Annotated in this window: 21 protein-coding genes and 1 tRNA gene; 1 reads left to right on the top strand and 21 read right to left on the bottom strand. The window is 41.4% G+C overall.

Annotation, left to right across the window (positions count from 1 at the left end; translation table 11 throughout):
- Positions 1-7: 7 nt before the first annotated feature.
- The gene (zwf, locus tag L0P31_RS05850) at positions 8-1,495 is read left to right on the top strand and encodes a glucose-6-phosphate dehydrogenase (RefSeq protein ID WP_024057956.1); all 1,488 of its coding nucleotides are present in this window, start codon (positions 8-10) and stop codon (positions 1,493-1,495) included.
- A 44-nt stretch (positions 1,496-1,539) separates the two neighbouring features.
- Here zwf and ftsY read toward each other — a convergent pair whose 3' ends face one another.
- The 21 genes from ftsY to licA all read right to left on the bottom strand — a co-directional run bounded on the left by ftsY (position 1,540) and on the right by licA (position 23,627).
- Positions 1,540-2,829: a signal recognition particle-docking protein FtsY gene (ftsY, locus tag L0P31_RS05845; RefSeq protein ID WP_000522340.1), complete on the bottom strand. Its 1,290-nt coding sequence runs from the start codon at positions 2,827-2,829 to the stop codon at positions 1,540-1,542.
- 3 nt (positions 2,830-2,832) lie between these two features.
- Positions 2,833-3,651 carry a Cof-type HAD-IIB family hydrolase gene (locus tag L0P31_RS05840; RefSeq protein WP_000763434.1) on the bottom strand — a complete coding sequence of 273 codons (819 nt, stop codon included), beginning with the start codon at positions 3,649-3,651 and terminating at the stop codon, positions 2,833-2,835.
- A complete protein-coding gene (locus L0P31_RS05835; protein WP_000153043.1) occupies positions 3,651-4,445 on the bottom strand; it encodes a Cof-type HAD-IIB family hydrolase in 795 nt (264 codons plus the stop codon). Before L0P31_RS05835 ends, L0P31_RS05840 begins: the two co-directional genes overlap by 1 nt.
- Positions 4,442-7,981 (bottom strand): chromosome segregation protein SMC, encoded by a 3,540-nt coding sequence (smc, locus tag L0P31_RS05830; RefSeq protein WP_238096149.1) that lies wholly within the window; start codon positions 7,979-7,981, stop codon positions 4,442-4,444. Before smc ends, L0P31_RS05835 begins: the two co-directional genes overlap by 4 nt.
- Positions 7,972-8,670 carry a ribonuclease III gene (gene rnc / locus L0P31_RS05825; RefSeq protein WP_000661503.1) on the bottom strand — a complete coding sequence of 233 codons (699 nt, stop codon included), beginning with the start codon at positions 8,668-8,670 and terminating at the stop codon, positions 7,972-7,974. The genes smc and rnc overlap by 10 nt, the downstream gene beginning before the upstream one ends.
- A gap of 183 nt (positions 8,671-8,853) precedes the next feature.
- Positions 8,854-8,925: transfer RNA gene (locus L0P31_RS05820), tRNA-Arg, on the bottom strand.
- Between the two features lie 66 nt (positions 8,926-8,991).
- Positions 8,992-9,978, bottom strand: coding sequence for a GMP reductase (locus L0P31_RS05815; RefSeq protein ID WP_084953742.1), 987 nt, complete (start codon positions 9,976-9,978; stop codon positions 8,992-8,994).
- A gap of 202 nt (positions 9,979-10,180) precedes the next feature.
- Positions 10,181-10,960, bottom strand: a complete 780-nt coding sequence (locus L0P31_RS05810) for an L-threonylcarbamoyladenylate synthase (RefSeq protein ID WP_000160505.1) — start codon at positions 10,958-10,960, stop codon at positions 10,181-10,183.
- A 27-nt stretch (positions 10,961-10,987) separates the two neighbouring features.
- Positions 10,988-11,581 (bottom strand): 3-isopropylmalate dehydratase small subunit, encoded by a 594-nt coding sequence (leuD, locus tag L0P31_RS05805; protein WP_238096147.1) that lies wholly within the window; start codon positions 11,579-11,581, stop codon positions 10,988-10,990.
- 9 nt (positions 11,582-11,590) lie between these two features.
- A complete protein-coding gene (leuC, locus tag L0P31_RS05800; protein WP_238096145.1) occupies positions 11,591-12,973 on the bottom strand; it encodes a 3-isopropylmalate dehydratase large subunit in 1,383 nt (460 codons plus the stop codon).
- Positions 12,974-12,976: 3 nt separating this feature from the next.
- Positions 12,977-13,246, bottom strand: a complete 270-nt coding sequence (locus L0P31_RS05795; protein ID WP_078238406.1) for a DUF1294 domain-containing protein — start codon at positions 13,244-13,246, stop codon at positions 12,977-12,979.
- Positions 13,243-14,280: a 3-isopropylmalate dehydrogenase gene (gene leuB, locus L0P31_RS05790; RefSeq protein WP_078238405.1), complete on the bottom strand. Its 1,038-nt coding sequence runs from the start codon at positions 14,278-14,280 to the stop codon at positions 13,243-13,245. Before leuB ends, L0P31_RS05795 begins: the two co-directional genes overlap by 4 nt.
- An 11-nt stretch (positions 14,281-14,291) precedes the next feature.
- Positions 14,292-15,854 carry a 2-isopropylmalate synthase gene (locus tag L0P31_RS05785; protein ID WP_024057949.1) on the bottom strand — a complete coding sequence of 521 codons (1,563 nt, stop codon included), beginning with the start codon at positions 15,852-15,854 and terminating at the stop codon, positions 14,292-14,294.
- A gap of 303 nt (positions 15,855-16,157) precedes the next feature.
- Complete coding sequence (locus L0P31_RS05780) at positions 16,158-16,814, bottom strand: MmcQ/YjbR family DNA-binding protein (RefSeq protein ID WP_084953140.1); 657 nt, start codon at positions 16,812-16,814, stop codon at positions 16,158-16,160.
- A gap of 43 nt (positions 16,815-16,857) precedes the next feature.
- Positions 16,858-17,490 (bottom strand): copper homeostasis protein CutC, encoded by a 633-nt coding sequence (locus L0P31_RS05775; protein ID WP_084928457.1) that lies wholly within the window; start codon positions 17,488-17,490, stop codon positions 16,858-16,860.
- 92 nt (positions 17,491-17,582) lie between these two features.
- A complete protein-coding gene (locus tag L0P31_RS05770) occupies positions 17,583-17,942 on the bottom strand; it encodes a YbaN family protein (RefSeq protein WP_050389980.1) in 360 nt (119 codons plus the stop codon).
- 105 nt (positions 17,943-18,047) lie between these two features.
- Positions 18,048-20,135, bottom strand: coding sequence for a type I DNA topoisomerase (gene topA, locus L0P31_RS05765; protein ID WP_084928455.1), 2,088 nt, complete (start codon positions 20,133-20,135; stop codon positions 18,048-18,050).
- Positions 20,136-20,252: 117 nt separating this feature from the next.
- Positions 20,253-21,101 (bottom strand): DNA-processing protein DprA, encoded by an 849-nt coding sequence (gene dprA, locus L0P31_RS05760; RefSeq protein ID WP_078238401.1) that lies wholly within the window; start codon positions 21,099-21,101, stop codon positions 20,253-20,255.
- A gap of 87 nt (positions 21,102-21,188) precedes the next feature.
- Positions 21,189-21,878 (bottom strand): sugar phosphate nucleotidyltransferase, encoded by a 690-nt coding sequence (locus tag L0P31_RS05755; protein WP_000643965.1) that lies wholly within the window; start codon positions 21,876-21,878, stop codon positions 21,189-21,191.
- A gap of 11 nt (positions 21,879-21,889) precedes the next feature.
- Complete coding sequence (locus L0P31_RS05750; RefSeq protein ID WP_238096143.1) at positions 21,890-22,768, bottom strand: DMT family transporter; 879 nt, start codon at positions 22,766-22,768, stop codon at positions 21,890-21,892.
- The gene (gene licA, locus L0P31_RS05745; RefSeq protein ID WP_078238400.1) at positions 22,758-23,627 is read right to left on the bottom strand and encodes a choline kinase LicA; all 870 of its coding nucleotides are present in this window, start codon (positions 23,625-23,627) and stop codon (positions 22,758-22,760) included. The genes L0P31_RS05750 and licA overlap by 11 nt, the downstream gene beginning before the upstream one ends.

Below are 23,627 nucleotides of genomic sequence, written 5' to 3'. Positions count from 1 at the left end.
TAGCTAGATGTCATCTAAGGTTATTGTTACAATTTTCGGTGCGAGTGGAGACCTGGCTAAACGCAAGCTCTACCCTTCCCTTTTTAGACTATATAAATCCGGCAATCTTTCCGAGCACTTTGCAGTCATTGGAACTGCTCGTCGTCCTTGGAGCAAGGAATATTTTGAATCTGTTGTAGTCGAATCCATCCTTGATTTGGCAGATAGTACCGAACAAGCTCAGGAGTTCGCTAGTCACTTCTACTATCAAAGTCATGATGTCAATGATACAGAACACTACATTGCTTTACGTCAATTGCAGGCTGAACTAAATGACAAGTACCAAGCTGAACACAACAAGCTCTTCTTCTTGTCTATGGCACCTCAGTTCTTTGGAACTATCGCCAAACACCTCAAGTCTGAAAATATTGTGGATGGTAAAGGTTTTGAGCGCTTAATCGTTGAGAAGCCATTTGGTACAGATTACGCAACTGCAAGCAAGTTGAATGACGAGCTCCTAGCAACATTTGACGAGGAACAAATTTTCCGTATTGACCATTATCTTGGTAAGGAAATGATCCAAAGTATCTTTGCAGTTCGCTTTGCAAACTTGATTTTTGAAAATGTGTGGAACAAGGACTTTATCGACAATGTTCAAATTACCTTTGCGGAGCGCTTGGGTGTAGAAGAACGTGGTGGCTACTATGACCAATCTGGTGCCCTCCGCGACATGGTACAAAACCATACACTACAACTGCTTTCTCTCCTTGCCATGGACAAGCCAGCAAGCTTCACAAAAGACGAGATTCGTGCTGAGAAGATTAAGGTCTTTAAAAACCTCTATCACCCAACTGATGAAGAACTTAAAGAATACTTTATCCGTGGTCAATACCGCTCTGGTAAGATTGATGGCATGAAATATATCTCTTATCGTAGTGAACCAAATGTGAATCCAGAATCTACAACTGAAACCTTTGCATCTGGTGCCTTCTTTGTAAACAGCGATCGATTCCGTGGCGTTCCTTTCTTCTTCCGTACTGGTAAACGTCTGACTGAAAAAGGAACTCATGTCAACATCGTCTTTAAACAAATGGATTCTATCTTTGGAGAACCACTTGCTCCAAACATTTTGACCATCTATATCCAACCAACAGAAGGCTTCTCTCTTAGCCTAAATGGGAAGCAAGTAGGAGAAGAATTTAACTTGGCTCCTAACTCACTTGATTACCGTACAGATGCGACTGCAACTGGTGCTTCCCCAGAACCATACGAGAAATTAATCTATGATGTCTTAAATAACAACTCAACTAACTTTAGCCACTGGGATGAGGTTGGTGCATCATGGAAATTGATTGACCGTATCGAAGAACTCTGGGCTGAAAATGGTGCCCCACTTCATGACTATAAAGCTGGAAGCATGGGACCTCAAGCAAGCTTTGACTTACTTGAAAAATTCGGTGCTAAATGGACTTGGCAACCAGATATCGCTTATCGTCAAGATGGTCGTTTAGAATAAAAAAAATCCTGCAAGTTTGTGCCTTGCAGGATTTTTGCTTCTGATTAGATTAAGCCTTCTAAGAGACCCTTCATAAAGTTTTCTGAGTTAAACTCTCCAATATCATCGATTTTTTCACCAAAACCAATCAATTTTACAGGAATATTGAGTTCTTCACGGATGGCTAAAACAACACCACCTCGAGCAGTTCCATCAATCTTAGTCAAGACAATTCCAGTTAATGGCGTTATTTTTGAAAATTCTTTGGCCTGTACAAGAGCGTTTTGACCTGTTGATGCATCAAGTGCCAAGAAGGTTTCATGCGGAGCTTCTGGCACAACACGTTTGATGATACGACCAATCTTTTCTAGCTCGGCCATAAGGTTATCCTTATTTTGCAGACGACCTGCAGTATCGATCATGAGAATATCGATACCTTCAGATACGGCACGTTCCATGCCATCAAAGACCACACTGGCTGGGTCAGCTTTTTCAGCTCCAGTTACTACTGGAACATCTACACGACGGCCCCATTCTGCTAGCTGGGCTACTGCCCCTGCACGGAAGGTATCTGCCGCAACCAACATGACTTTCTTGCCAGCTTGTTTGTAGCGGTGGGCTAGTTTCCCGATAGAAGTTGTTTTCCCAACACCATTGACCCCGACAAAGAGCATGACTGTCAAGCCATCTTGGAAGTGGATTCTTTCATCGTAGTTGCCATCCTTTTCATAAAGCTCAACCAATTTCTCAATGATGACACGGCGAAGTGCGTCAGGTTTCTTGGCGTTTTCAAGCTTGGCTTCGTAGCGTAGCTCCTCTGTTAAGTTAGAAGCGACCTGGACACCAACATCACTCATAATTAGCAGTTCTTCCAGTTCCTCGAAAAATTCTTCATCAACAGAGCGGAAATTGGCAAAGAAGGCATTCAAACGAGCACCAAATCCTGTACGAGTTTTCTTGAGACTGCGGTCATATTTTTCCTGAACAGTCTCTTCTACTTGAGTCGTTTCTGCTTCAAGAACTTCAGAATTATTTTCTTCTACAGTCTCTAGGAGCTCCGTATTCTCTTCCTCTGTGACTTCTTCTGAGTTTGGAAATTCTTCTATTTCTTCTTGAGAAACTTCTACAGTTGGTTCTGAATCCAGACTTTCTTCAACTGTGTCTTGATTTTCCTCTTCTTGGAGCAGAGCTTCTTCAGAACTTTCAACTTCTGCTTCTTCATGAGGAAGTTCCTCAGCTTCTGTTAAGGCTGGCTCAACATCTTCAGACAAATCAAGATTTTCCAGAGCTTCTTTTACAACTTCTTCGATTTTAGGTTCTTCTTTTTTTCCGAATAGACGGTCAAATAATCCCATATCTTAATTCTCCTTTAGCACATATTCTTCGATAGCCCAGGCGACAGCTTCCTCATCGTTGGTCATAGGAGTTACCACATTTGCGACTTCCTTGACTTCAGGAACAGCGTTTTGCATGGCAACACCGAGTCCTGCCCACTCAATCATAGAAAGGTCATTGGCCTCATCACCACAGGCCATGACTTGGCTTTGGTCGATTCCAAGATGGCTGATTAGTTTAGCCAAACCTGTTGCTTTATGAACATTCTTTGGTGACCACTCTAGCAACATTTCACGTGATTTAAAGATTTCATATTGGTCAAACAATTCTGGAGAAATCTTCTGAATGGCTGCATCCAAGGGTTCTTGAGCAAAGGCAGTCACGCATTTATTGTAGGTCATCTGACTAGACAAGTCTGCAAAGTCCACTGGAACAAAGGTCAATGCTGGATTAAATTTGGCATAAAGACTTTCTTGGTCCGATTGGATTTGATAAACAGTTCCTTCTGAAATGGCATCAAGAGGCAGTGATAATTTCTCTGTTTCCTCATACAAGCGTGCCACATCATCATATGAAAAAACTGTCTTATCAAGGATTTCACCTGTATTTTTCTGAACCAAACCACCATTAAAAGTAATGGTATACTCATCTTCGTGACCGTCAGTCCCTAGCTCATGGAGAAAGAAATCCATAGCTTTTAAGGGACGACCAGTTGTCAATACGACCTTGATACCACGATCACGCGCAGCTTTCAAGGTTGCCTTGGTACGATCCGTCAACCTTTTATCAGTAGTCAGCAAGGTCCCGTCCAAGTCCAATGCAATCAATTTTATATCTGCCATTATAAGCCCTCCATATAAGCTATAACCGACTGGTCTTTATGGTGACCAATCACAGTCTCTGCTAATTCTAAAATTTCTGGTCGTGCATTTTCAGGAGCTACAGGATGTCCCACAACCTGCATCATGTGCAAGTCATTTAGATTGTCTCCAAAAGCCATGACCTGATCCATCGTGATGCTAAGTTTTTTAGCTAATTCAACAATGGCTACTCCCTTATCGACATAGTCCAGAACAATATCAATGGATTCAAAGCCAGTTGTCATGGCCTTAACACCAGGAACGTTTTCGTTTACCCAAGCTTCACCAGCTTCAAGGGTTTCTTCTGTGAAGTTGGTTGTAAATTTGAAAATATCATCTGTGATATCTTCTAAACTCGCTACTTTTTGGATATTTTCATTATAATGTTGGCTCTCTTTCAAATAGGTCTCATCAACCGTATCTAGCACATAAGAGCCCTTCTTACCCGTCAAGAGCAATTTATTGATATCTACATAAGGTGACGTTTTCAGCCTTTCAAAAGTTGATAGATAAAACTCACGAGACATGGTCGCTTCATACAAGTCTTGACCTCGATACTCTACCAAACTGCCATTTTCCGCGATGAAAATGATGTCATCACGAACATCAGCAAATAATTTTTCTAGAGATAAAAATCCGCGCCCCGAAGCTACCGCAAAGTAAATCCCTTTTTTCTTGTAGGAAACCAAGAGAGACTTGAGGCGGTCCATATCAAAGCGTCCATTCCCATCTAGGAAGGTTCCGTCCATATCCGTTGCTACTAGTTTAATTGTCATCCTTCAATACTTTCTAAATCTTTTAACTTCACCGAAACAATTTTTGAGACACCTGATTCTTGCATGGTCACTCCATAGATAGAATCAGCCGCTGCCATGGTTCCTTTACGGTGGGTTACGACGATGAACTGGCTGTCCTTGTCAAAGCGGTTGAGGTAATCCCCGAAACGTTTAACATTGGCTTCGTCAAGCGCAGCCTCTACCTCATCCAAAATCACAAATGGAATAGTCTTAACTCTAATAATAGAGAAAAGCAAGGCTAGAGCTGATAGGGCTTTTTCCCCACCACTCATGAGGTTGAGGGACTGGATTTTCTTGCCTGGTGGTTGAACAGAAATCTCAACCCCAGCTGTCAGCAAGTCTCCTTCAGTCAAAATCAGGTCTGCTTGACCCCCACCAAACATCTGCTTGAAAGTTACTTTAAAGGACTCACGAATAGCTTCAAAGGTTGATTTAAAGCGTTCCTTGACCTCATCATTCATCTCTGTAATGGTTTCAAGCAGCAAGTTTTTCGCCGACAAAATGTCATCTCGCTGGCTATTTAGGAAATCCAGACGATTGTGAACTTCTTCGTACTGGTCAATAGCTTCCAAGTTGACCGGACCCAGTGAACGAATAGCCTTCTCTAAATCCTTAACTTCCTCCTCTGCCAGATTGAGATTTTCAAGTTCATGAGCCTTTTCTAGTGCTTCAGTATAGCTAATCTGATACTGATCTGTTAATTGGCTTTGTAAATGGCGTAAGCGCTCGCTAACCTTTTCTTTCTTAGCTTCAGCACGTGTTTGCTTGCGAATCCACTCCTCATTATGTTGGCGAGCTTGGTCCAAATGACTAGCAATATCATCCAGTTTACCTTCAATATCATCCAATTCAAACTGCTTGCGAATTAAACCTTGTTGGAGGTTTGTTTTCTGAGTTTTGGCTTCTTCGGCCTGTTGACTGAGCAAATCCGTATCAACTTTCTCAAGATTGTCAACCTTTTCTTGAAGAAGGCGCTGGATTTCCTCTTGCTCGATATTCAGATTATCCAATTCCTTGCCTAAACGTTCAATATCAGCAACTTCGTAACGTTTTTGCCCTTGCAGTTCTGTCTTAAGCAAGCGAGCTTGCGCTACCTGTTCTTGCAAGTTCTGATAACGTTCTTGGATGGCATTTTTGTTAGACTTAATCTCTTCAATCTCAGCTTCCAGATTTTGCTTGTCACTGGCGATTGTAGTAAGGCGCTCTTGGCATTTTTCCTTATCCTCTTGCCAATCTCCCTCAGAAAGACGATCTAATTCCTCTTCTTGGAGTTTCCAAAGAGTTTCTAGCTCTTCAACTTGCTGACTGGTCTGCTGATAAGCGAGGGACAAGCCTTGCTCCTGAATACGAGCTTGTTCTCCTTGAGATTTGATTGCTTCTAATGATTCGGTCAATCTAGCCATCTGGTCTTGCAAGGTCTTCATACTCGACTCTTCTGAACGCAAGCTTGCTTCTTCTTCAGCAATTTCTTTTTGTAATTGCTCCAGTTCTGGCTTGATGAAAATGCTGTTATTCTGGCGATTAGCTCCACCTGCATAGGAACCACCTGTACGCAACTCTGTCCCATCCAATGTCACCATACGAACCTGATAACGAACCTGGCGAGCTGCTGCACGCGCATGTTCTACAGTATCAAAAATAGCAGTCGTAGCTAGCAAGTTCTTGAAAATGGCTTCCAGTCTCTGATCAAAGGTCACTAGCTCATCTGCCATACCCAGAAATCCTAGACTTGCAGAGATAGCATCTTGGTTCTGATTAGAAATCGTACGAGCCTTGATAGTCGTCAATGGAAGAAAGGTCGCACGACCAGCTCTGTTACGTTTTAGGAAATCAATCGCCTTAGTCGCCGCGTTCTCATCTTCCACAATAATATGCTGACTGCTGGCTCCAAGCGCAATTTCTAGGGCAGTTTGATAATGCACATCAAAAGTCAGGTGCTCACTGACTGCACCAATAATCCCACCAAGGTGATTTTTTTCTTGGAGAACACTCTTAACACCTGCATAAAAGTTACTATGATTTCTCAGGATATTTTCCAAACTCTGAGCTCTGGCCTGCTTGTTTTTGAGATTATCCAGACGGTCAAAGAGTTGGCTTTGTTGAGCTTGATAGGAAGTTTTCTGTTCCTCTTGCTCCTTGGCACAGACTTGATAGTCAGCCAATAATTTCTGAACATGCTCCTTGGCAGTTTCAAGCTCATTCCTTTGCTGGCTTGCCTTTTCTTTAGCTGTAACCAGCTGTTCTTTCAGCTTTTCTAATTGATCTGCTTGTTTTTGAGAAAGCTGACGACTATTTTCCAACTCATTCTCGATGCGAGTCAGTTGGTTTGAGACATCAGCTTCTTCTTGTAGAAGAGCTACAAAGCGTTCACGTAAGAGCTCAATCATCTGATCAGGATCATCTGAAAAAGCTAGCAATTCAGTTTCTAAACGATTGAGTTTTTGATTATTTTGGACTAGATTTTCCTCTAACAGAGTTAATGAGCTTTCTTTATCAGATTTTTCTTGGCTGAGTAAATTTCTCTTATCCTCCAAAGCAGCCAAACGAGCTTGTGCTTCCTGTTGATTGAGGGCTACTTGCTCAGATTCTAATTTCGATAGGGCTAATTTTCTCTCTAAATCACTAATCAGACTGGTCAAGTCCATCAAACTGCCCTGATCTTTGGCCATTTCAGCCTGTAAATCTTGGCGTTGCTTTTTAAGAGTATGATTTTCTTCCTCTAATTTTTCACGCTTTTGGTAATAACTAGTCAATAGTTCCTGAACCTGTGCCAACTCTTCTTCTGTCGACTCTAGTTCAGCTTTATTATCCTTGATTTGAGCAACAAGGACATCCAAGTAAATAGCCTTGCGTTGACCTTCCAAATCTAAAAACTTACGAGCATTTTCAGCTTGCTTCTCAAGAGGCTTGATTTGATTATCCAACTCGTAGATAATGTCCTCTAAGCGGTCTAGATTATCCTGAGTTTGCTGCAGTTTACTCTCAGTTTCTTTTCGACGAGTCTTGTATTTCAAAACTCCAGCAGCCTCTTCAAAAATAGCTCGACGTTCCTCAGGCTTGGAGTTGAAAATCTCCTCAACCTTCCCTTGGGAAATAATGGAGAAGGAATCTCGTCCCAAACCTGTATCCAAGAAAAGATCATGAATATCACGCAGACGGACTTTCTTGCCGTCAATCTTGTATTCGCTATCTCCACTACGATAGATATGGCGTTCTACCCTAATTTCTTGACCTGCATCCTTGATAAATCCATCATTATTATCCAGAGTCACAACTACAGAAGCATAATTGAGCGGTTTGCGACTTTCAGTTCCAGCAAAAATGACATCCGGCATCTTGCCCCCACGGAGACTCTTAACACTTGATTCCCCCAAGGCCCAACGCAGACTTTCTGTAATATTCGATTTTCCAGATCCATTGGGTCCAACAACTGCCGTCACACCTTGGTCAAAGACGACCTTAGTCTTATCAGCAAAAGACTTGAATCCCTGAATTTCGATTTCCTTTAAATACATGAATCCAGCCCTTTCTCAACGGCATTTTTGGCAGCTTCCTGCTCTGCTAGTTTCTTAGAACGACCTTGCCCTTGGCCGATGCTCTTACCTTCGACAAGAACTTCAACATCAAAAACCTTATCATGGGCAGGACCCGTTTCAGAAATCACCTGATAACGAATAGCCACATCGCCATTGACCTGAAGTAACTCTTGGAGATGGGTTTTGTAGTCTGTAATCATCTCAAATTCGCCTGCTTCAACCTTAGGAATCATGACTTGATAGATAAATTCCTTAACCTTGGCCACATCCTTGTCCAAAAGGAGGGCACCAAGAAAGGCTTCAAAGGCATCACCAAGAATGGTATCACGATTGCGACCACCAGATTTTTCTTCCCCCTTACCCAACTTGATAAATTGATCAAACTGGCAATCACGCGCAAAACCAGCCAAACTTTCCTCGCGGACAATCATGGCACGGAGTTTAGACAAGTCACCCTCAGGCTTTTTAGGATATTTTTTATACAGATATTCTGAAATCAATAACTGTAGAACAGCGTCTCCTAAAAATTCCAAGCGTTCATTGTGTGAAATTTTTAAGAGGCGGTGCTCATTGGCATAACTCGTATGAGTAAAGGCAGTCTCCAGTAAATTTTTGTCTGTAAATTCGATTGCAAAATGGTTCTTTAGTACAGTTTGTAATTCTTTCATACCAACCTCTTTCTAACTGATAACAGTCCTTTTTATTATATCAAAAAAAGCCCCCTGAGTCACTTTAAAACGGGACTGGAAAACATTTGGGAATTCTTTAAAAAGAGATTTTCAGTTTTAAGGGCCAATTTAGGGCTGTGTAAAGAAAAAAGCCCTATTAAAGGCTTTTTTAGGATGTTTACATCCACCCTGAGGGAATCGAACCCCCATCTCAAGAACCGGAATCTTACGTGATATCCATTACACTAAGGGTGGAAACTTGTTTCATTATAACAAAAATTTGCTCTAATAACAAGTTTTTTTCTGGTCAAATCCCCTGTCTTAGTGGGAAGCATCCCCATTCCAGATGGAGTTTTTCACGATAACATAATCAACGTGTTTAAGGTCAGCAACCTGACGTCCACCTGCATAAGAAATAGCACTTTGAAGGTCTTGTTCCATCTCAGTTAAAGTGTCTTGCAGATGACCTTTGGCAGGAAGCAAGATACGTTTTCCTTCCACGTTCTTATAAGCTCCTTTTTGGTATTGGGAAGCTGAACCATAGTATTCTTTGAATTGTTCACCATCAACTTCAATTGTTTTCCCTGGACTTTCGATGTGTCCTGCAAAGAGGGAACCAATCATAACCATGCTGGCACCGAAACGGATAGACTTGGCAATATCGCCATGAGTACGAATTCCTCCATCAGCAATAATCGGTTTACGTGCAGCCTTAGCACACCAGCGGAGAGCAGCCAATTGCCAACCACCTGTACCAAAACCAGTCTTGACCTTGGTGATACAAACCTTACCAGGACCGATACCAACCTTAGTAGCATCTGCACCAGCATTTTCCAATTCACGCACCGCTTCTGGTGTTCCCACATTTCCAGCAATAACAAAAGTATCTGGCAATACTTTCTTGATGTGTTTTATCATAGAAATCACGCTATCCGCATGACCATGGGCAATATCAATCGTGATGTACTCAGGAGAATCAGCCTTGAGCTGGCTAACGAAATCATACTCGTAGTCCTTAACACCAACAGATATAGAAGCAATGAGCCCTTGCTCGTGCATGCGTTTAATAAAAGGAATGCGTCCTGCCTCATCAAAACGATGCATAATGTAGAAGTAACCACCTTTAGCCAGTTGCTCTGCTACATTTTCATCCAAAATCGTCTGCATATTAGCTGGCACAACAGGTAGTTTAAAGGTGTGATTTCCTAGAGTGACACTTGTATCCGCTTCTGCACGGCTTTTAATGACACATTTATTTGGAATCAATTGAATATCTTCGTAATCAAAAATTGGAAATTCATTTAACATATCGATGTCTCGTTTCTTTTGTAATGACCTACCTATGCTCTCGCATCACTACGCCTTTTCCGACGTTTCCTTAATTAATTATAAATCAAAGTACAGTTTTTGTCAAATAATTTTATAAATTAAATTATATTGTTCGGTTTTTACTTATATTATAAAACAAAAGAAAGAGGAAAGATTATTGTCTCCCCACTTCTTCTCTATCCTAATAATACTCGCCCTGACGATAGTCCCATGAGTTAAAGGTGTCTGACAGGTGCATCATAATCTTATCAATGTCAAGCCCTTTGCGGATTACAACTGGAGCTGGTGAAGTTGAACGTGCTCCCCCTTGTTCCGGGATGAGTTTGCCGTCTTTATCAACCATAGAGACCATCACACCTTGCTCATAGCGTGTTTCAATCGTTTTGTCAGGCTGGATAGATGCCACATAGTCGTCCGCCTCGATAACAAGGTCAACTGCCCCTTCGATGCGTTCTCCGATACCTTCTACCTTACCACGGTTTCCTTTTCCAGATGGGTTAGCTGATGAGGCATAAACCATCTTGCCTTCTTCCCAAAGTTTGGCAGCCAATTGTTCACCAGCTTTCCCGAACTTGATAACGAAACAGCTCGTTCCACGCACGTCAGTCATCAGCTCTTCACGACCATCACCGTATGCTTTTAGTTTTTCAAAGGCTTCTGGTTTCCAAGGAAGGATACAACCAAGAAGAATATCTTCGTCCCAATGTTTTTGGTAGAAGGCTTCAATTTCTGGGTTGAGTTGTGCTAAGGCGCGAAGCTCATCCATGCTACCACAGAGAACAACACCTGGTTTGTTACGGTTACGCTCTTTGGCTTCAAACTTGCGTTCAAGTCCTGCCTTATCGCTAGTCATGATGATATAACCGACTTTTGTAGGGCAAACAATGCACCCTCCCTCACCTTTTAAAATGTCATAGCCTTCTTGTGAAAGTGTTCCGTTCCATTGAATGTGTTTCGTCATAATTCTATTTCCTTTTCTAATTTTCTTCTAATCCTGCCAGTAGACTGGTCGTTGTTTTTCATAGGCAGCAATCAAATCTTCATACTGCAAAGTAATACCGATATCATCCAAACCATTTAAGAGTTTGTGTTTCCATTCGCTATCGATTTCAAAAGTGAATTCTCCAACTGGTGAGATGATTTTTTGTTGTTCCAAGTCCACAGTTACCTGGTCACTTGGTTTAAGCTGGGCTAGTTTCTCTCTAACCTCTCTGGGCTGAACAATAGGCAACATGCCATTATTGAGTTCATTATTGTAATGAATATCCCCAAAAGATCCTGCAATCACAACCTTAAAACCATAGTCCGCTAGAGCCCAAGCGGCGTGCTCCCTCGAAGAACCTGCCCCAAAGTTATCCCCTGAGATAAGAATACTGGCTTTACGATATTCAGGCTGATTAAAGACAAAGTCAGGATCCTCAGTATACTTGTCGTCCAGATAACGCCAAGCATACATGAGGTACTTACCAAAGCCTTTCTTATCGATCAACTTGAGAAACTGCTTGGGTAGGATTTGGTCGGTGTCGATATTATCATTCATGAGAGGAACGGTCGTTCCCGTATAAACTGTAAATTTCTCCATATCCTCTCCTTACTGGGCTTCTGGCATTTGCCGAACATCTACGAAACGCCCTGCGATAGCTGCCGCAGCTGCCATAGCTGGACTGCAGAGATGAGTCTTAGCACCAAATCCTTGTCTGTCTTCAAAGTTGCGGTTGCTGGTTGAGGCGCAGTGGACACCATCAGGGACCTTGTCTGGATTCATTCCTAGGCACATAGAACAACCTGGGTCTCTCCACTCAAAGCCAGCATCTATGAAAACCTTATCCAAACCCAACTTCTCAGCAGCTCGTTTGACAGGACGAGAGCCCGGAACCACGATAGCCGTTAAGTTAGGAGCTATTTTCTTCCCTTTGACAAATCGCGCCGCCAGCTGCAAGTCACTGAGACGAGCATTTGTACAAGAGCCGATAAAGATATAACCTAGTTCAATATCTGCTGGCTTTTGACCTGGTTCCAAATCCATATAATTGTAGGCTCGTTCATCATTCATATCCTTAATTTCTGGGAAACTACTGTCAAAGTCAACGCCCATAGCAGGATTGGTTCCCCAGGTTACCCTGGGAGCCAAGTCTGAGACATCCATCCGGATAACCTTGTCATAAACGGCATCCTCATCACTGACAATTGTTTTCCAATCCGCCACAGCCTCTTCAAAGTCCTCTGGAACACATTCTCGTCCCTTAAGATAGTCATAGGTGGTTTGGTCCGGATTCATAATCCCCATCTTAGAACCAAACTCGATGGACATATTGCAGATAGTCATTCGCTCTTCCATGCTCAGTGCATCAATCGCTTGTCCCCGATATTCCACCACATAGCCAACACCACAGGCAACGCCGTACTTGGCAATCAAGGCTAGAATGAAATCCTTAGAATAAACTCCTTTTTGAGGAACACCAGTGAATTCTACCAGCATTTTCTTGGGTTTGACCTGCCAGAGTGTCTGGGTAGCGAAGACATGCTCAACCTCACTGGTCCCAATTCCAAAAGCGATTGCTCCGAAAGCTCCGTGAGTTGCTGTATGACTATCCCCACAGACGATAAATTTCCCTGGTTGGGTTCTTCCTGTTTCTGGACCAACCATATGAACAATCCCCTGCTTTTCAGAACCGTGGGCTGCATGTTCAATCCCAAACTCCTCAACATTTTCTGCAAGCTTATCAATTTGAGCCTTAGAAATCACATCTCGAATATCGTAAATATTGACTGTCGGGACATTGTGGTCAAAGGTTCCAAATGTCAAGTCTGGTCGTCTCAATCTGCGACCTGTATCTCGCAGTCCTTGAAAAGCTTGCGGGCTAGTCACCTCGTGGATATAATGCTGGTCCACATACATGAGTTGGGGTTGCCCCTCTTCTCCTGTGATGACATGACGGTCCCATAATTTATCAAAAATCGATTTTCCTGCCATCCATTACCTCCAAATAAAATATAAGGCTACTAGTGTGGTCACCATCCCGAGAAACCAAACCGTTTTAAAGTACCATTTTCTAGTCTTGTGATGAAAGATGATTCCTGCTAACCAGGCACCAAAACCACCACAAGTAAAGGCTAAAATAAGTAAGATTTTCTCAGGGATGCGCCAAGCTCTTCTCCTCGCCTTGGATTTGTCAATGCCATAAATCAAGAAAACCATGACATTCCAAATCAAGAGGGCAAGAGTAATTTTTTCGTCTAACTTCATAACCTTGCAATAATAGCTTCCGTCATTTCCTTGGTCGAAGCCTGTCCTCCTATATCTCTCGTTAAAATTCCAGCTGCCAAACTTGCCTCAACAGCACGCTCGATACGCACTGCATCCTCATAGCGTCCGAAACTATCTCTCAACATCATAGCAACAGATAATATCATGGAGATAGGATTGGCAATTCCTTGACCTGCAATATCAGGAGCTGAACCGTGAATAGGTTCATAAAGGCTTGGACCCTTTTCAGAATGACTGGCTGATGGCATAACTCCAAGTGTACCAGATAGAACGCTTGATTCATCAGATAAGATATCTCCGAAAAGATTCTCCGTTACGATAACATCGAACTTGGCAGGATTGCTAATCATGAGCATGGCAGCTGAGTCTACCAGCTGGTGTTCCAAGGTTACATCTGGGAAATCCTGCGCGACCTCCTCAGCTACTTTCCGCCAGAGTTTTGATGTTGCTAGAACATTTTGCTTATCGATACTAGTGACGATTTTTCTTCGATTTCTTGCAATTTCAAAGGCCTTGCGAATAATCCGTTCTACTTCCTCATAGCTATAGTCGTTGATATCACGCGCTTTTCGCTCTTCAAGGATATGATCTCCAAAGTAGATACCTCCTGTCAACTCACGCACCACAACAAAGTCTACACCAGCAATTCGTTCTAGTTTGAGTGGTGACAAATGCTTGAGACTATCAAAGATTTTTACCGGTCGAATATTGGCATAGAGATTGAGTTCCTTGCGGAGAGCCAGCAGGCCTTGTTCAGGGCGAACTACTGCTCCATCATACTGAGGACTACCGATAGCCGCTAGGAGAATAGCATCTGCTTCTCTACTGGCTTTGAGGGTTTCATCAGGTAAGGGATGCCCCGCAACATCAATACCTGCACCTCCGAAGGGTCGTCTATCAATCTCATAGTCAAAACCTGTTTTTTCAGCTAGAGCTTCCAGAACCTCTAAACCAGCCTCCATGATTTCTGGGCCAATTCCGTCCCCTGCTAGAGCTACTATTTTCTTTGTCATAGCATTCTCCTTTACACACTAGGCATATCGCGGTAAGAAACGCTGCGTCCCATCTCACCTGCATTCTCTTTTTGAACAAAGGTATTAGCATTTATGTAGGCAATTGCCGAAGCCTTTAGAACATCGAAATCAAGACCTGCTGCGTTAAAGATGGTTTCCGTATCTCTGTTTTCAACAGTGACTAAAACCCGAGCTTGAGCATCAATTCCATCTGTCACAGCATCAATGGTGTAGGACACCAAACGAACGGATTGGTTAAAGAACTTATCGATAGCGTTAAATATAGCTTCAACAGAGCCTTGTCCTGTCGCATTGAACTCGACTTTCTCACCATCCATATTGGCTAGGCTAACGAGTGCTTCAATGTCATTATCTGCATGAGTTTGAAGTTGTAAATCATCAAAGTGGAAACCTTCTGGATTTTCAACCATGGTTCCAGCTACCAGAGCACGAATATCTGCATCTGTGATTTCTTGCTTTTTATCAGCCAGCGCCTTGAACTTAGCAAAAAGTGGTTTGATATCCTCTTCTGTAAAATCTAGGGCCAATTCTCTCAGTTTCTCAACAAAAGCATGACGTCCAGATAATTTTCCAAGCGGGAGGCTGTTACTCTTGACACCGACCAATTCAGGGGTGATGATTTCATAAGTAAGAGGATTTTTAAGAACTCCGTCTTGGTGAATACCAGATTCATGAGAAAAGGCATTGCCACCAACAACGGCCTTGTTTTTAGGAACTGGGATACCTGAGAAGCGAGAAACCATTTCTGACGTATTGATGGTTTCATTTAAAACAATACTAGTTTCTGCTTGATAGTAATCTTGACGAATATTGAGGGCCACTGCAATTTCTTCCAAAGCAGCATTACCAGCTCGCTCCCCGATACCATTGATGGTTCCTTCGACTCGTCCTGCCCCATTCTTGACAGCAACAAGGCTATTAGCCACTGCCATTCCGAGGTCATCATGACAGTGAGGCGAATAGATAATCTGACGTTCCGTTTTGACATTCTCAATCAAGTATTTGAAGATAGCTCCATATTCCTCTGGTGTGGTAAATCCTACCGTATCAGGGATATTGATATAAGTCGCACCTGCATCAACCGCTGTTTGAACGACTTGTAAGAGGAAATCCAACTCTGTTCTGGTCGCATCCTCAGGAGAGAATTCGACAACCTCAAACTTGGAACGTGCATAAGAGACATGCTCCTTAATAGCTTCTAGAATCTCTTCCTTGCTCTTATTGAGCTTATACTTGCGGTGAATGGGACTAGTAGCGATAAAGACGTGAACCTGTGGATATTTGGCATCCTTGAGGGCTTCGTAACAAGCATCAATATCAGACTTGACAGAGCGGGCCAAACCAGTCACTGCCGTTTTCTTCAAGGTCTTAGCAATCTCCTGAACTGCCGTAAATGAGTCTGGACTAGCCGCTGGAAAACCAGCTTCAATTGCTGAAATGCCCCATTTCTCCAGCTGTCTTGCAATGGCAATTTTTTCCTTGATTGAAAAATTAACACCAGGTGTCTGTTCTCCATCCCGAAGGCTGGTATCTAGAAATTCAACTGTTCTCATAAGATTTCCCCTTTTCCAAATGTGGTTTTAAAAAAACATCTCGCTCAGAAGTCCAAGCGAGATGTTGATTCACTCCCGCTTGGTAAGCCAAACAGGACTAATGCTTTTTGCACTAGCCCGAGTACCTCAACAACAAAGCAAATTGATTAAACTTAGCTGTTTTCATGTTTGACTTTCTCCTTCGTTTGATATCTTGTTTAGTATTTTAGCATAGGCAAAAGTACTTGTCAAGAAAAAATCCAATATTTTCTGAAAATTTCTTCAGTAGAGAATATTTTGCTAATTGAAAATCCTTGAAATGTTTCATTTTTTAGTAGTTAAGTTCCAACTTTTTTCTATCAATTCCAATACTTCTTTATCTGATAAAGTATCATCAAGCACCACACTAATCCAGTAACGTTTATTCATATGAAAAGCTGGATAAACGCCTTTGTGTGAAAGTAAATCAGCTACTTGGTCATGTTTGAGGTTGACTGCTTCCAACTGTCCTTCTCTGCCCTTTTCCAGCTTATCCCAAGAGATTTTCATCAAGACGGCATACCACTTTTTATTGCCTTCGTGTCTTAACACTGCCGTATCAGGCGATTTCTCCCACAAATACTCCAACTGATTACCATACTTTTCCTGAACTTGAGTCATGATTCGCTTAGTCTGAGGGCAGATAAAATCCTGTACCTCAAAACAAGCCTTCCGAATCTGGTAAAGAATCTCCAAACAAGCCTCACGGACATTTCCGACAAAACTTCCCCTCATGCTTTCCATATGAACTTGAGGATAGAGATCACCAGTCTCCTGGTCAAAGACTTGAAAGTTCACATTATCAGCACTGATGGACACAGTCATGACAAAATCACCTTGCAAAATCTGGCAACTATAGGTCCAGACTCCACTATTTTCTACAAAACCATAATCATGAGCCTTTTCTTGATTCAATTGATAGGATTTAAAAATTTCAAACATAAGTGAAAACTGCTACCCAAAGCTAGCAGTTCCTTTCTATTTTTTAAAAGACAACCTTAGTACCATGTAGTTGTGTCACTCCCAGTTGGTCGATAAAGATTTGACGGTTGTCAAGGTCAATCCCCCCACCTGGTAGAATTTCAATCTTACCTTTAGCGTGCTCTAAAATTCTGTGATAGTGAGCAAAACGTTTTTCTAGTGAATCGCCAGATACACCCGCACGAGTCAGGATTCGAGTGACACCAGCTCGACTAAGCCAGTCAATAGCTTCCAGTTGATCCTCATCACTCAATTCATCAAAGGCCATGTGGAAGACAATTTCCATTCCTTTTGATGCAGCAATTAACTTTTCAAGATTAGGTTTATCCAACTTCTTATCAGCAGTTAAAGCCCCAAATACAACCCCTTGACTTCCAGCCTGAGCAGTTAAACGAATGTCTTCTAGCATGATTGCAATTTCTAGTTCATTATAGACAAAGTCGCCACCACGTGGACGAATCATGGTCATGATGGTTGTATCGTAGTTAACTGCCAGTTCAACCGCTGCCTTAGTCACTCCATAGCTGGGTGTTGTCCCACCAACTGCTAGATTGTCACAAAGTTCGATTCGACGAGCTCCAGCCTGCATCGCTTTTTCAAGCAAGATCACATTTTCAGCACAAAATTCGTAAATCATTTGATTCTCCTTGAGTATTACTTTGAATTTATTATATCATATTGTTGTAAATATATTTTCAATTTTATCAAGGCAAATAACTACTATTTTAACTATTCTTTGTCAGGAATGACCTTGAAGAGATAATAAGTGATAAAGATAGTCAAAGCACCCAGACCGATTTTGACTGGTAAAAGAGGTGCAAAATAAATGGAAATTCCCATTAAGATGTAGATAGAGACAATAATCTTTTTTTTACGTTCACGCGCAATAGACTTAGTCTCGCGAAAATCAGCTACATATGTTTGATAGAGCTTGGTATGATAAAGCCAATCTTCAAAGCGCTTGGAACTTCTGGAGAAACAAGCAATAGACAATAAAAGAAAAGGCGTTGTGGGCAACAAGGGTAAAACAACCCCAATAATAGCCAAGGCCAGTGATAAAAAGCCAATAATTAGATAAATAATACGCATAACTTCTCCTAGTTAAAATAATCTTCTTCTAGTTTCGCATACAATGGTGAATTTTGTCAAGTTCCAACCAAAAAGAGCCTGAAATTCACTTTCAGGACTCTCCTCTTATTTAATCTTTTCTTCTTCGTAGTCACCATTACTACATACAACCTGCTTGCCACCACCACGGACTTTTTTCTCCATGAGGAAATTGCCACATTTTGGACAGTCACGACCAACAGGCTTATCCCAAGAGGTAAATTCACATTCTGGATAGCGATTGCAACCATAGAAGAGACGGTTACGCTTGGTTTTACGCTCAATGATTTGTCCCTGATGACAACTTGGACACTCAACACCGATTTCTTTCACGATTGCTTGGGTATGACGGCAATCTGGGAAATTGCTACAAGCATAGAACTTACCAAAACGACCAAGTTTAATGACCATTGGACTGCCACACACTTCACAATCAAATCCAGCTGGTTCATCCTTAATCTGGATTTTCTCCATTTCTTCTTCAGCCTTGGCCACTTCTTTGGAGAATGGTTTGTAAAAGGCATCAATGACACGTTGCCACTGCTCTTTTCCGACTTCGACATCATCCAGTTTGCCTTCCATTTCAGCTGTAAAGGTCACGTTTACGATATCTGGGAAATATTCAACGATGAGCTTATTAACAATTTCTCCCAACTCTGTCGGTTCAAAGCGTTTGGCTGCAAGGCGAACATAATAACGTTTCTGAATGGTTTCAATTGTTGGTGCGTAGGTTGACGGACGGCCAACCCCATTTTCCTCCAAGGTCTTGATCAGTGTCGCTTCAGAATAGCGAGCAGGCGGTTGAGTGAAATGTTGCTCTGGTTTGCTATTTACCTGCTTGACTACATCTCCAACAGCCATGTCCGGTAACATCTTATTCTTGTCAGAATCATTATAAATGGCAAGATAACCATCAAACTTAACCTGACTACCATTGGCAGCAAATTGAACTCCATTTTGCGACAATTTAACAGCCATAGTATCAAAGACAGCAGCTGTCATCTGGCTAGCCACAAAACGATTCCAGATAAGGGTATAGAGCTTGAGCTGGTCCTTGTCCAGATACTTAGCAATACTTTCAGGTGTATTAAAAACGCTAGACGGGCGAATAGCCTCATGGGCATCCTGAGCACCTGAAGCATTTTTAACCTTGCTACCATGCTTAGAATACTTGCTACCAAAACGATCCGTAATGAAACTTGCAGCTTCATTTTGGGCTACAGGACTGATACGGGTCGAATCAGTACGCATATAAGTAATCAAACCTTGGACACCAGAACCAATATTAATCCCTTCATAGAGCTGTTGGGCAACCATCATGGTCTTTCGAGTACGGAAATTGATTTTATTGGCAGCATCCATCTGCATAGATGAAGTAGTATAAGGTAATGGAGCATTGCGTTTGCGCTCTTTCTTATCCACCTGATCCACTGAAAAGTCTTTACTAGTCAGACGAGACAAGACTTCCTTGACCTCATCATTGCTAGTCAGTTTCAGCTTTTTGCCATCTACTCCATAGAAGGATGCCTGAAATTGCTTGGTTCCCTTTTTAAAGACACCATCAATTGTCCAGTATTCTTCTGGCTGGAAGGCATTAATTTCATTCTCACGGTCAATGATTAACTTAAGCGCAATAGACTGAACGCGACCTGCTGATAAGCCTTTCTTGACCTTCTTCCACAAAATAGGCGAAATCGAATACCCTACCAAGCGGTCCAGGACACGGCGTGCCTGTTGAGCATCGACCAAATCCATATCAATCTTACGCGGTTCTTTAAAAGCATTTTTGACCGCATCCTTGGTGATTTCATTGAAGACCACACGGTTGGCATCATTTTCATCTAAGTTGAGAATATGGGCCAAATGCCAAGAAATCGCTTCTCCTTCACGGTCCGGGTCACTCGCCAGAAAGACTTTATTAGCTTTTTTGGCTTCTTTTTTCAAGTCATTAATGAGAGGTCCTTTTCCTCGGATATTGATATATTGCGGTTCATAATTATTTTCAATATCGACGGACATACTGGATTTCTTCAAATCACGGATATGCCCGACACTGGCTAAAACCTTGTAGTTTCTGCCTAGATATTTTTCAATCGTCTTAGCCTTAGCAGGCGACTCCACGATTACTAGATTTTTTTTAACTGTTGATTTTTCCTTTTTTGTTGCCGTAGCCACAGTATCACACCTTTTCAAAGTAATAAACTTTATAAAGTGTAAACCATTTTGCCATAACTGTCAAGACTTAGCTCCTATATATAGAAGAAAAGTTTGTCTAGTAAGCGAGTTTTCGTCTTAAAATTCAAATTCCGCAAGAACATCCTGCCCACTGGTGACCAATTTTGCACCTTCTTGAATCAAATGGTGGCAACCGTCTGATAGTCCATCTAAAATACTTCCAGGAATAGCAAAAACATCGCGTCCTTCTTCCATTGCTCGCTCACAGGTAATGAGACTCCCTGAGCGCATCTTAGCCTCTGCTACAATCACGCCACGACAAATTCCAGCAATGATGCGATTACGGGCAGGAAAATGAAATTTAAGAGGTTGTTCGCCAGGTCCATATTCACTGAGAACCAGATGATCATTGCCGATGTAGTCTTGCAAGCGTTTATTGGCTTTAGGATAAAACACATCCAGTCCTGTTCCAATCACTGCAATGGTTTTTCCGCCATTCTGAAGAGTTGCCATATGAGCTGCTGTGTCAATGCCCTTGGCTAATCCACTGACGATAACCAGTTCATTTTCCAATCCCTGAATGACTTTTTCAACTGACTTAGCTCCCTGTTTGCTACAAGCACGACTTCCCACGACCGCTACCTTAGGAAATTTCAAGAGGTCAAGATTTCCCTTGTAAAATAAAAGTACAGGCGCATCGTATATTTCACTCAAATCCCAAGGGTAACAGTCATCTAAAATAGAGAAAGATGGAAATTTTTTAAACTCCTTCTCCAAATGCGCATCGTCTATCTGAAAATAACGTTCCATAAAAACAGCTGGATTTCGGCAACCTGATATATCTGCAATATCACCTAACAACAGTTCTTGATCAACATTTTCACCGTATTCTAGGACATTCAAAATCTGTTGATTGGTCAAACCTGATTTTTTTAACTTATAGATTTCATAGTTTGTGATTTTCATAAATATCTCCATTTCTTTTTCTACTCATCTATTTATTCGTAAAAAATCAAAAAAACATCCGACTATTTCAGCCAGATGTTGGAATTTTTAATTTTCGTTTTTAAGAATTTCTTCTAATTTATGATAGTCTTGGACACTGTCGATTTCATAGATGCTATTGCCTTCTAATTCTTCAACATAGACATCCAGCTCTTTGATATTGTCCTTAACCATATTGTCCCAGTAGAGATCAACAAATTCACCACTCGCATAAGCCTTGTCGATAAAGCTGACAATCTTTTCTGCGGTTGGAGCATCCCAGAAGGATACACCACTAAGGATACGACCAGCCTTGCTATCAACAATAATGTCTTGAACCTTGTAGTCATCTCCATAGACCAAGAACCATTCGTTGGTACAATCTTCACGATAAACACTAAAATAAGTCGAACGTGTCAAATCATTGCGGAACATATTTTTAAAGAGATAATTATCGGCATCGATAACATAACTGTTAGCTAATTCTTCTTTTACAAGATAGAGAGAGTAAAAGTTATTGTAGTCAGCGTATTTATCATTGAAAACGAGTCGAACTCCATATTTCTCTTTCAAGTAATCGAATTGTTCTTTAAGATAACCGACGATGATGATGATGTCGTTAATTCCTTTTTCTTTTAAAAACTCAATTTGGTATTCAATCAAAGGTTTTTGATTAACCTGAACCAAGGCTTTAGGGGTATTTTCAGTCATAGGACGCAAGCGAGTTCCCAATCCCGCTGCTAAGATGATGGCTTTCACACGAATCTCCTTTATTCTTTAATAATAATATAAACTCCAGCAATAACGACAAGTGACGTAATAATTGTCAGCATATCTAGCGGTGCACCCAAGAAAACAACTGCAAACAAGACTGTCCATACTACATAGCTCACGTTCAAGCCTGTAGCCTTGGCTGGTTGCAAGCGATTGATAGCGATATAATAAGCCAAATAGGAAATCATATCAAAGGCTGCAAAGACAATCATAAGACCTAGCAATTGTCCATTGGCCACTTCTGCAAATGACTGATGAGAGAAGAGCACAATCACAAGATAGGACAAGAATGAAGTTACTTGACGGATTAAGAGGGCTTCGATTTCACTCAGTTCACTTTCCATGGCAAAAGAGCTAAGAACACTCTCACTTCCCCATGCAATAGCACAAACCAAAGCACAGAGAATCCCAATGTAGAAGGAATTGACCTGTTCAACCTTATAGGTCTGAGCAATAATGCCTGCAATAATCAAGATAATCCCAAATACAGTATTTTTTGAAATCTTGTGCTTCAAAAAGAAGAAAGCCAATAAAACCGAAATCGCAGGGTAAATAGCCGACACAGATGAAGCTAAAGAACTTCCGATATACTTAACCGCATAAAGATTGGCCTGCATACCGATAGGGCCTGCTAGCAAGGCTCCGATGATCACACTAACATTGCGAATATTTAAGAAAATTGAGAGACGAACTTTCCCTTCTTTTATCAAAAGAAAAGCTAGTAAGATAAAGATACTCAAGAAATCGTGAGCAGCAGCCACCACAAAGGGCGACAAATCTGTAAAAATCGAAAAGATATAAGCACTAATCGTTAGACCCAACCCCCAGAAAATACCTGAGAGTAGACCAAAAGAAACTCCATTTTTATTTTTCATCTGAACCTCCATAATAAGCTAAACCTTTAACAGCTCTTTGGTAACGACTTACACCATAGTCACCAAAATCTGCACCTTGCTCTTCCTTATAGACAGTCCATAAACTCCAAATAGTATCTTGTAAAATTTTATAAATAGTAATCTTTTCTCGAGAGACAGGTGTTTTGTCACTTTCATAATGTGACAAGAAGACTTCTTCCTCTTGGGGAGTGAATTCAGACTCTAAAAAGAGGGCAGCTAAATCCCACATTGGATCGTTCATTGATGAATATTCCCAGTCAATCAGATATAGACGTCCTTGAGGTGATTCGATAAAGTTTTCAGGCACCAAATCGATGTGACAAGATTTTCTGTCAACACCTAAGTCAGCCAGTCTTTTCTCTAAGGAGAAGACTTCTTCTCGAACTGCTTCATAGTTAGCATACGGGATTTTTTCTTCAATTAAGGATTCGTATTTTTTGATTTCTTCAAAAGGAGCAAATTCTCCCCTTAATTCCTTACCAGATGCATGAATGGTTTGTAATATTGGAGCAATTTTGTCAAATTTAGTCTTGATTGACGTTGAATCAAGCGTAATCGCAGATTCGATATACTCATTTACTTTGATACCAGCTTCAATATCAAAAAGATAATTTTTTACATCTAAGTCTAAATCCTTTAGTAGTTCAAGATTGTACTTTTCATCTTGACGATTGATAAGCTTTTCTGTCCCTTTACCAAAGAACTTAACAATGTATTGCTTATTTGTTGTTTTGACCAAATAGTTTTGATTGGTCATTCCCCCCAGTTGTTCAACACTGAGGACTTCCTCTTCTTCACTAAGTAGGGAAGAAATTTTCTCTTTAATGATTTTCTCCAC

It is taken from the genome of Streptococcus mitis (assembly GCF_022137125.1).
Taxonomy (GTDB): domain Bacteria; phylum Bacillota; class Bacilli; order Lactobacillales; family Streptococcaceae; genus Streptococcus; species Streptococcus mitis_CE.
The sequence above is the reverse complement of the archived record's forward strand: the minus strand, read 5'-3'. Positions and strand labels throughout refer to the sequence as shown.

What these genes read in the sequence shown, in the direction of transcription:
- L0P31_RS05780 (WP_084953140.1), bottom strand. Translation starts at nt 16,814, where the DNA reads ATGTTTGAAATTTTTAAATCCTATCAATTGAATCAAGAAAAGGCTCAT.
- leuD (WP_238096147.1), bottom strand. Translation starts at nt 11,581, where the DNA reads ATGGAGAAATTTACAGTTTATACGGGAACGACCGTTCCTCTCATGAAT.
- L0P31_RS05775 (WP_084928457.1), bottom strand. Translation starts at nt 17,490, where the DNA reads ATGATTTACGAATTTTGTGCTGAAAATGTGATCTTGCTTGAAAAAGCG.
- dprA (WP_078238401.1), bottom strand. Translation starts at nt 21,101, where the DNA reads ATGAAAATCACAAACTATGAAATCTATAAGTTAAAAAAATCAGGTTTG.
- L0P31_RS05795 (WP_078238406.1), bottom strand. Translation starts at nt 13,246, where the DNA reads ATGAAGTTAGACGAAAAAATTACTCTTGCCCTCTTGATTTGGAATGTC.
- ftsY (WP_000522340.1), bottom strand. Translation starts at nt 2,829, where the DNA reads ATGGGATTATTTGACCGTCTATTCGGAAAAAAAGAAGAACCTAAAATC.
- L0P31_RS05785 (WP_024057949.1), bottom strand. Translation starts at nt 15,854, where the DNA reads ATGAGAACAGTTGAATTTCTAGATACCAGCCTTCGGGATGGAGAACAG.
- L0P31_RS05810 (WP_000160505.1), bottom strand. Translation starts at nt 10,960, where the DNA reads ATGACGAAACACATTCAATGGAACGGAACACTTTCACAAGAAGGCTAT.
- leuC (WP_238096145.1), bottom strand. Translation starts at nt 12,973, where the DNA reads ATGGCAGGAAAATCGATTTTTGATAAATTATGGGACCGTCATGTCATC.
- L0P31_RS05750 (WP_238096143.1), bottom strand. Translation starts at nt 22,768, where the DNA reads ATGAAAAATAAAAATGGAGTTTCTTTTGGTCTACTCTCAGGTATTTTC.
- zwf (WP_024057956.1), top strand. Translation starts at nt 8, where the DNA reads ATGTCATCTAAGGTTATTGTTACAATTTTCGGTGCGAGTGGAGACCTG.
- leuB (WP_078238405.1), bottom strand. Translation starts at nt 14,280, where the DNA reads ATGACAAAGAAAATAGTAGCTCTAGCAGGGGACGGAATTGGCCCAGAA.
- L0P31_RS05815 (WP_084953742.1), bottom strand. Translation starts at nt 9,978, where the DNA reads ATGTTAAATGAATTTCCAATTTTTGATTACGAAGATATTCAATTGATT.
- rnc (WP_000661503.1), bottom strand. Translation starts at nt 8,670, where the DNA reads ATGAAAGAATTACAAACTGTACTAAAGAACCATTTTGCAATCGAATTT.
- smc (WP_238096149.1), bottom strand. Translation starts at nt 7,981, where the DNA reads ATGTATTTAAAGGAAATCGAAATTCAGGGATTCAAGTCTTTTGCTGAT.
- L0P31_RS05770 (WP_050389980.1), bottom strand. Translation starts at nt 17,942, where the DNA reads ATGCGTATTATTTATCTAATTATTGGCTTTTTATCACTGGCCTTGGCT.
- L0P31_RS05835 (WP_000153043.1), bottom strand. Translation starts at nt 4,445, where the DNA reads ATGACAATTAAACTAGTAGCAACGGATATGGACGGAACCTTCCTAGAT.
- L0P31_RS05840 (WP_000763434.1), bottom strand. Translation starts at nt 3,651, where the DNA reads ATGGCAGATATAAAATTGATTGCATTGGACTTGGACGGGACCTTGCTG.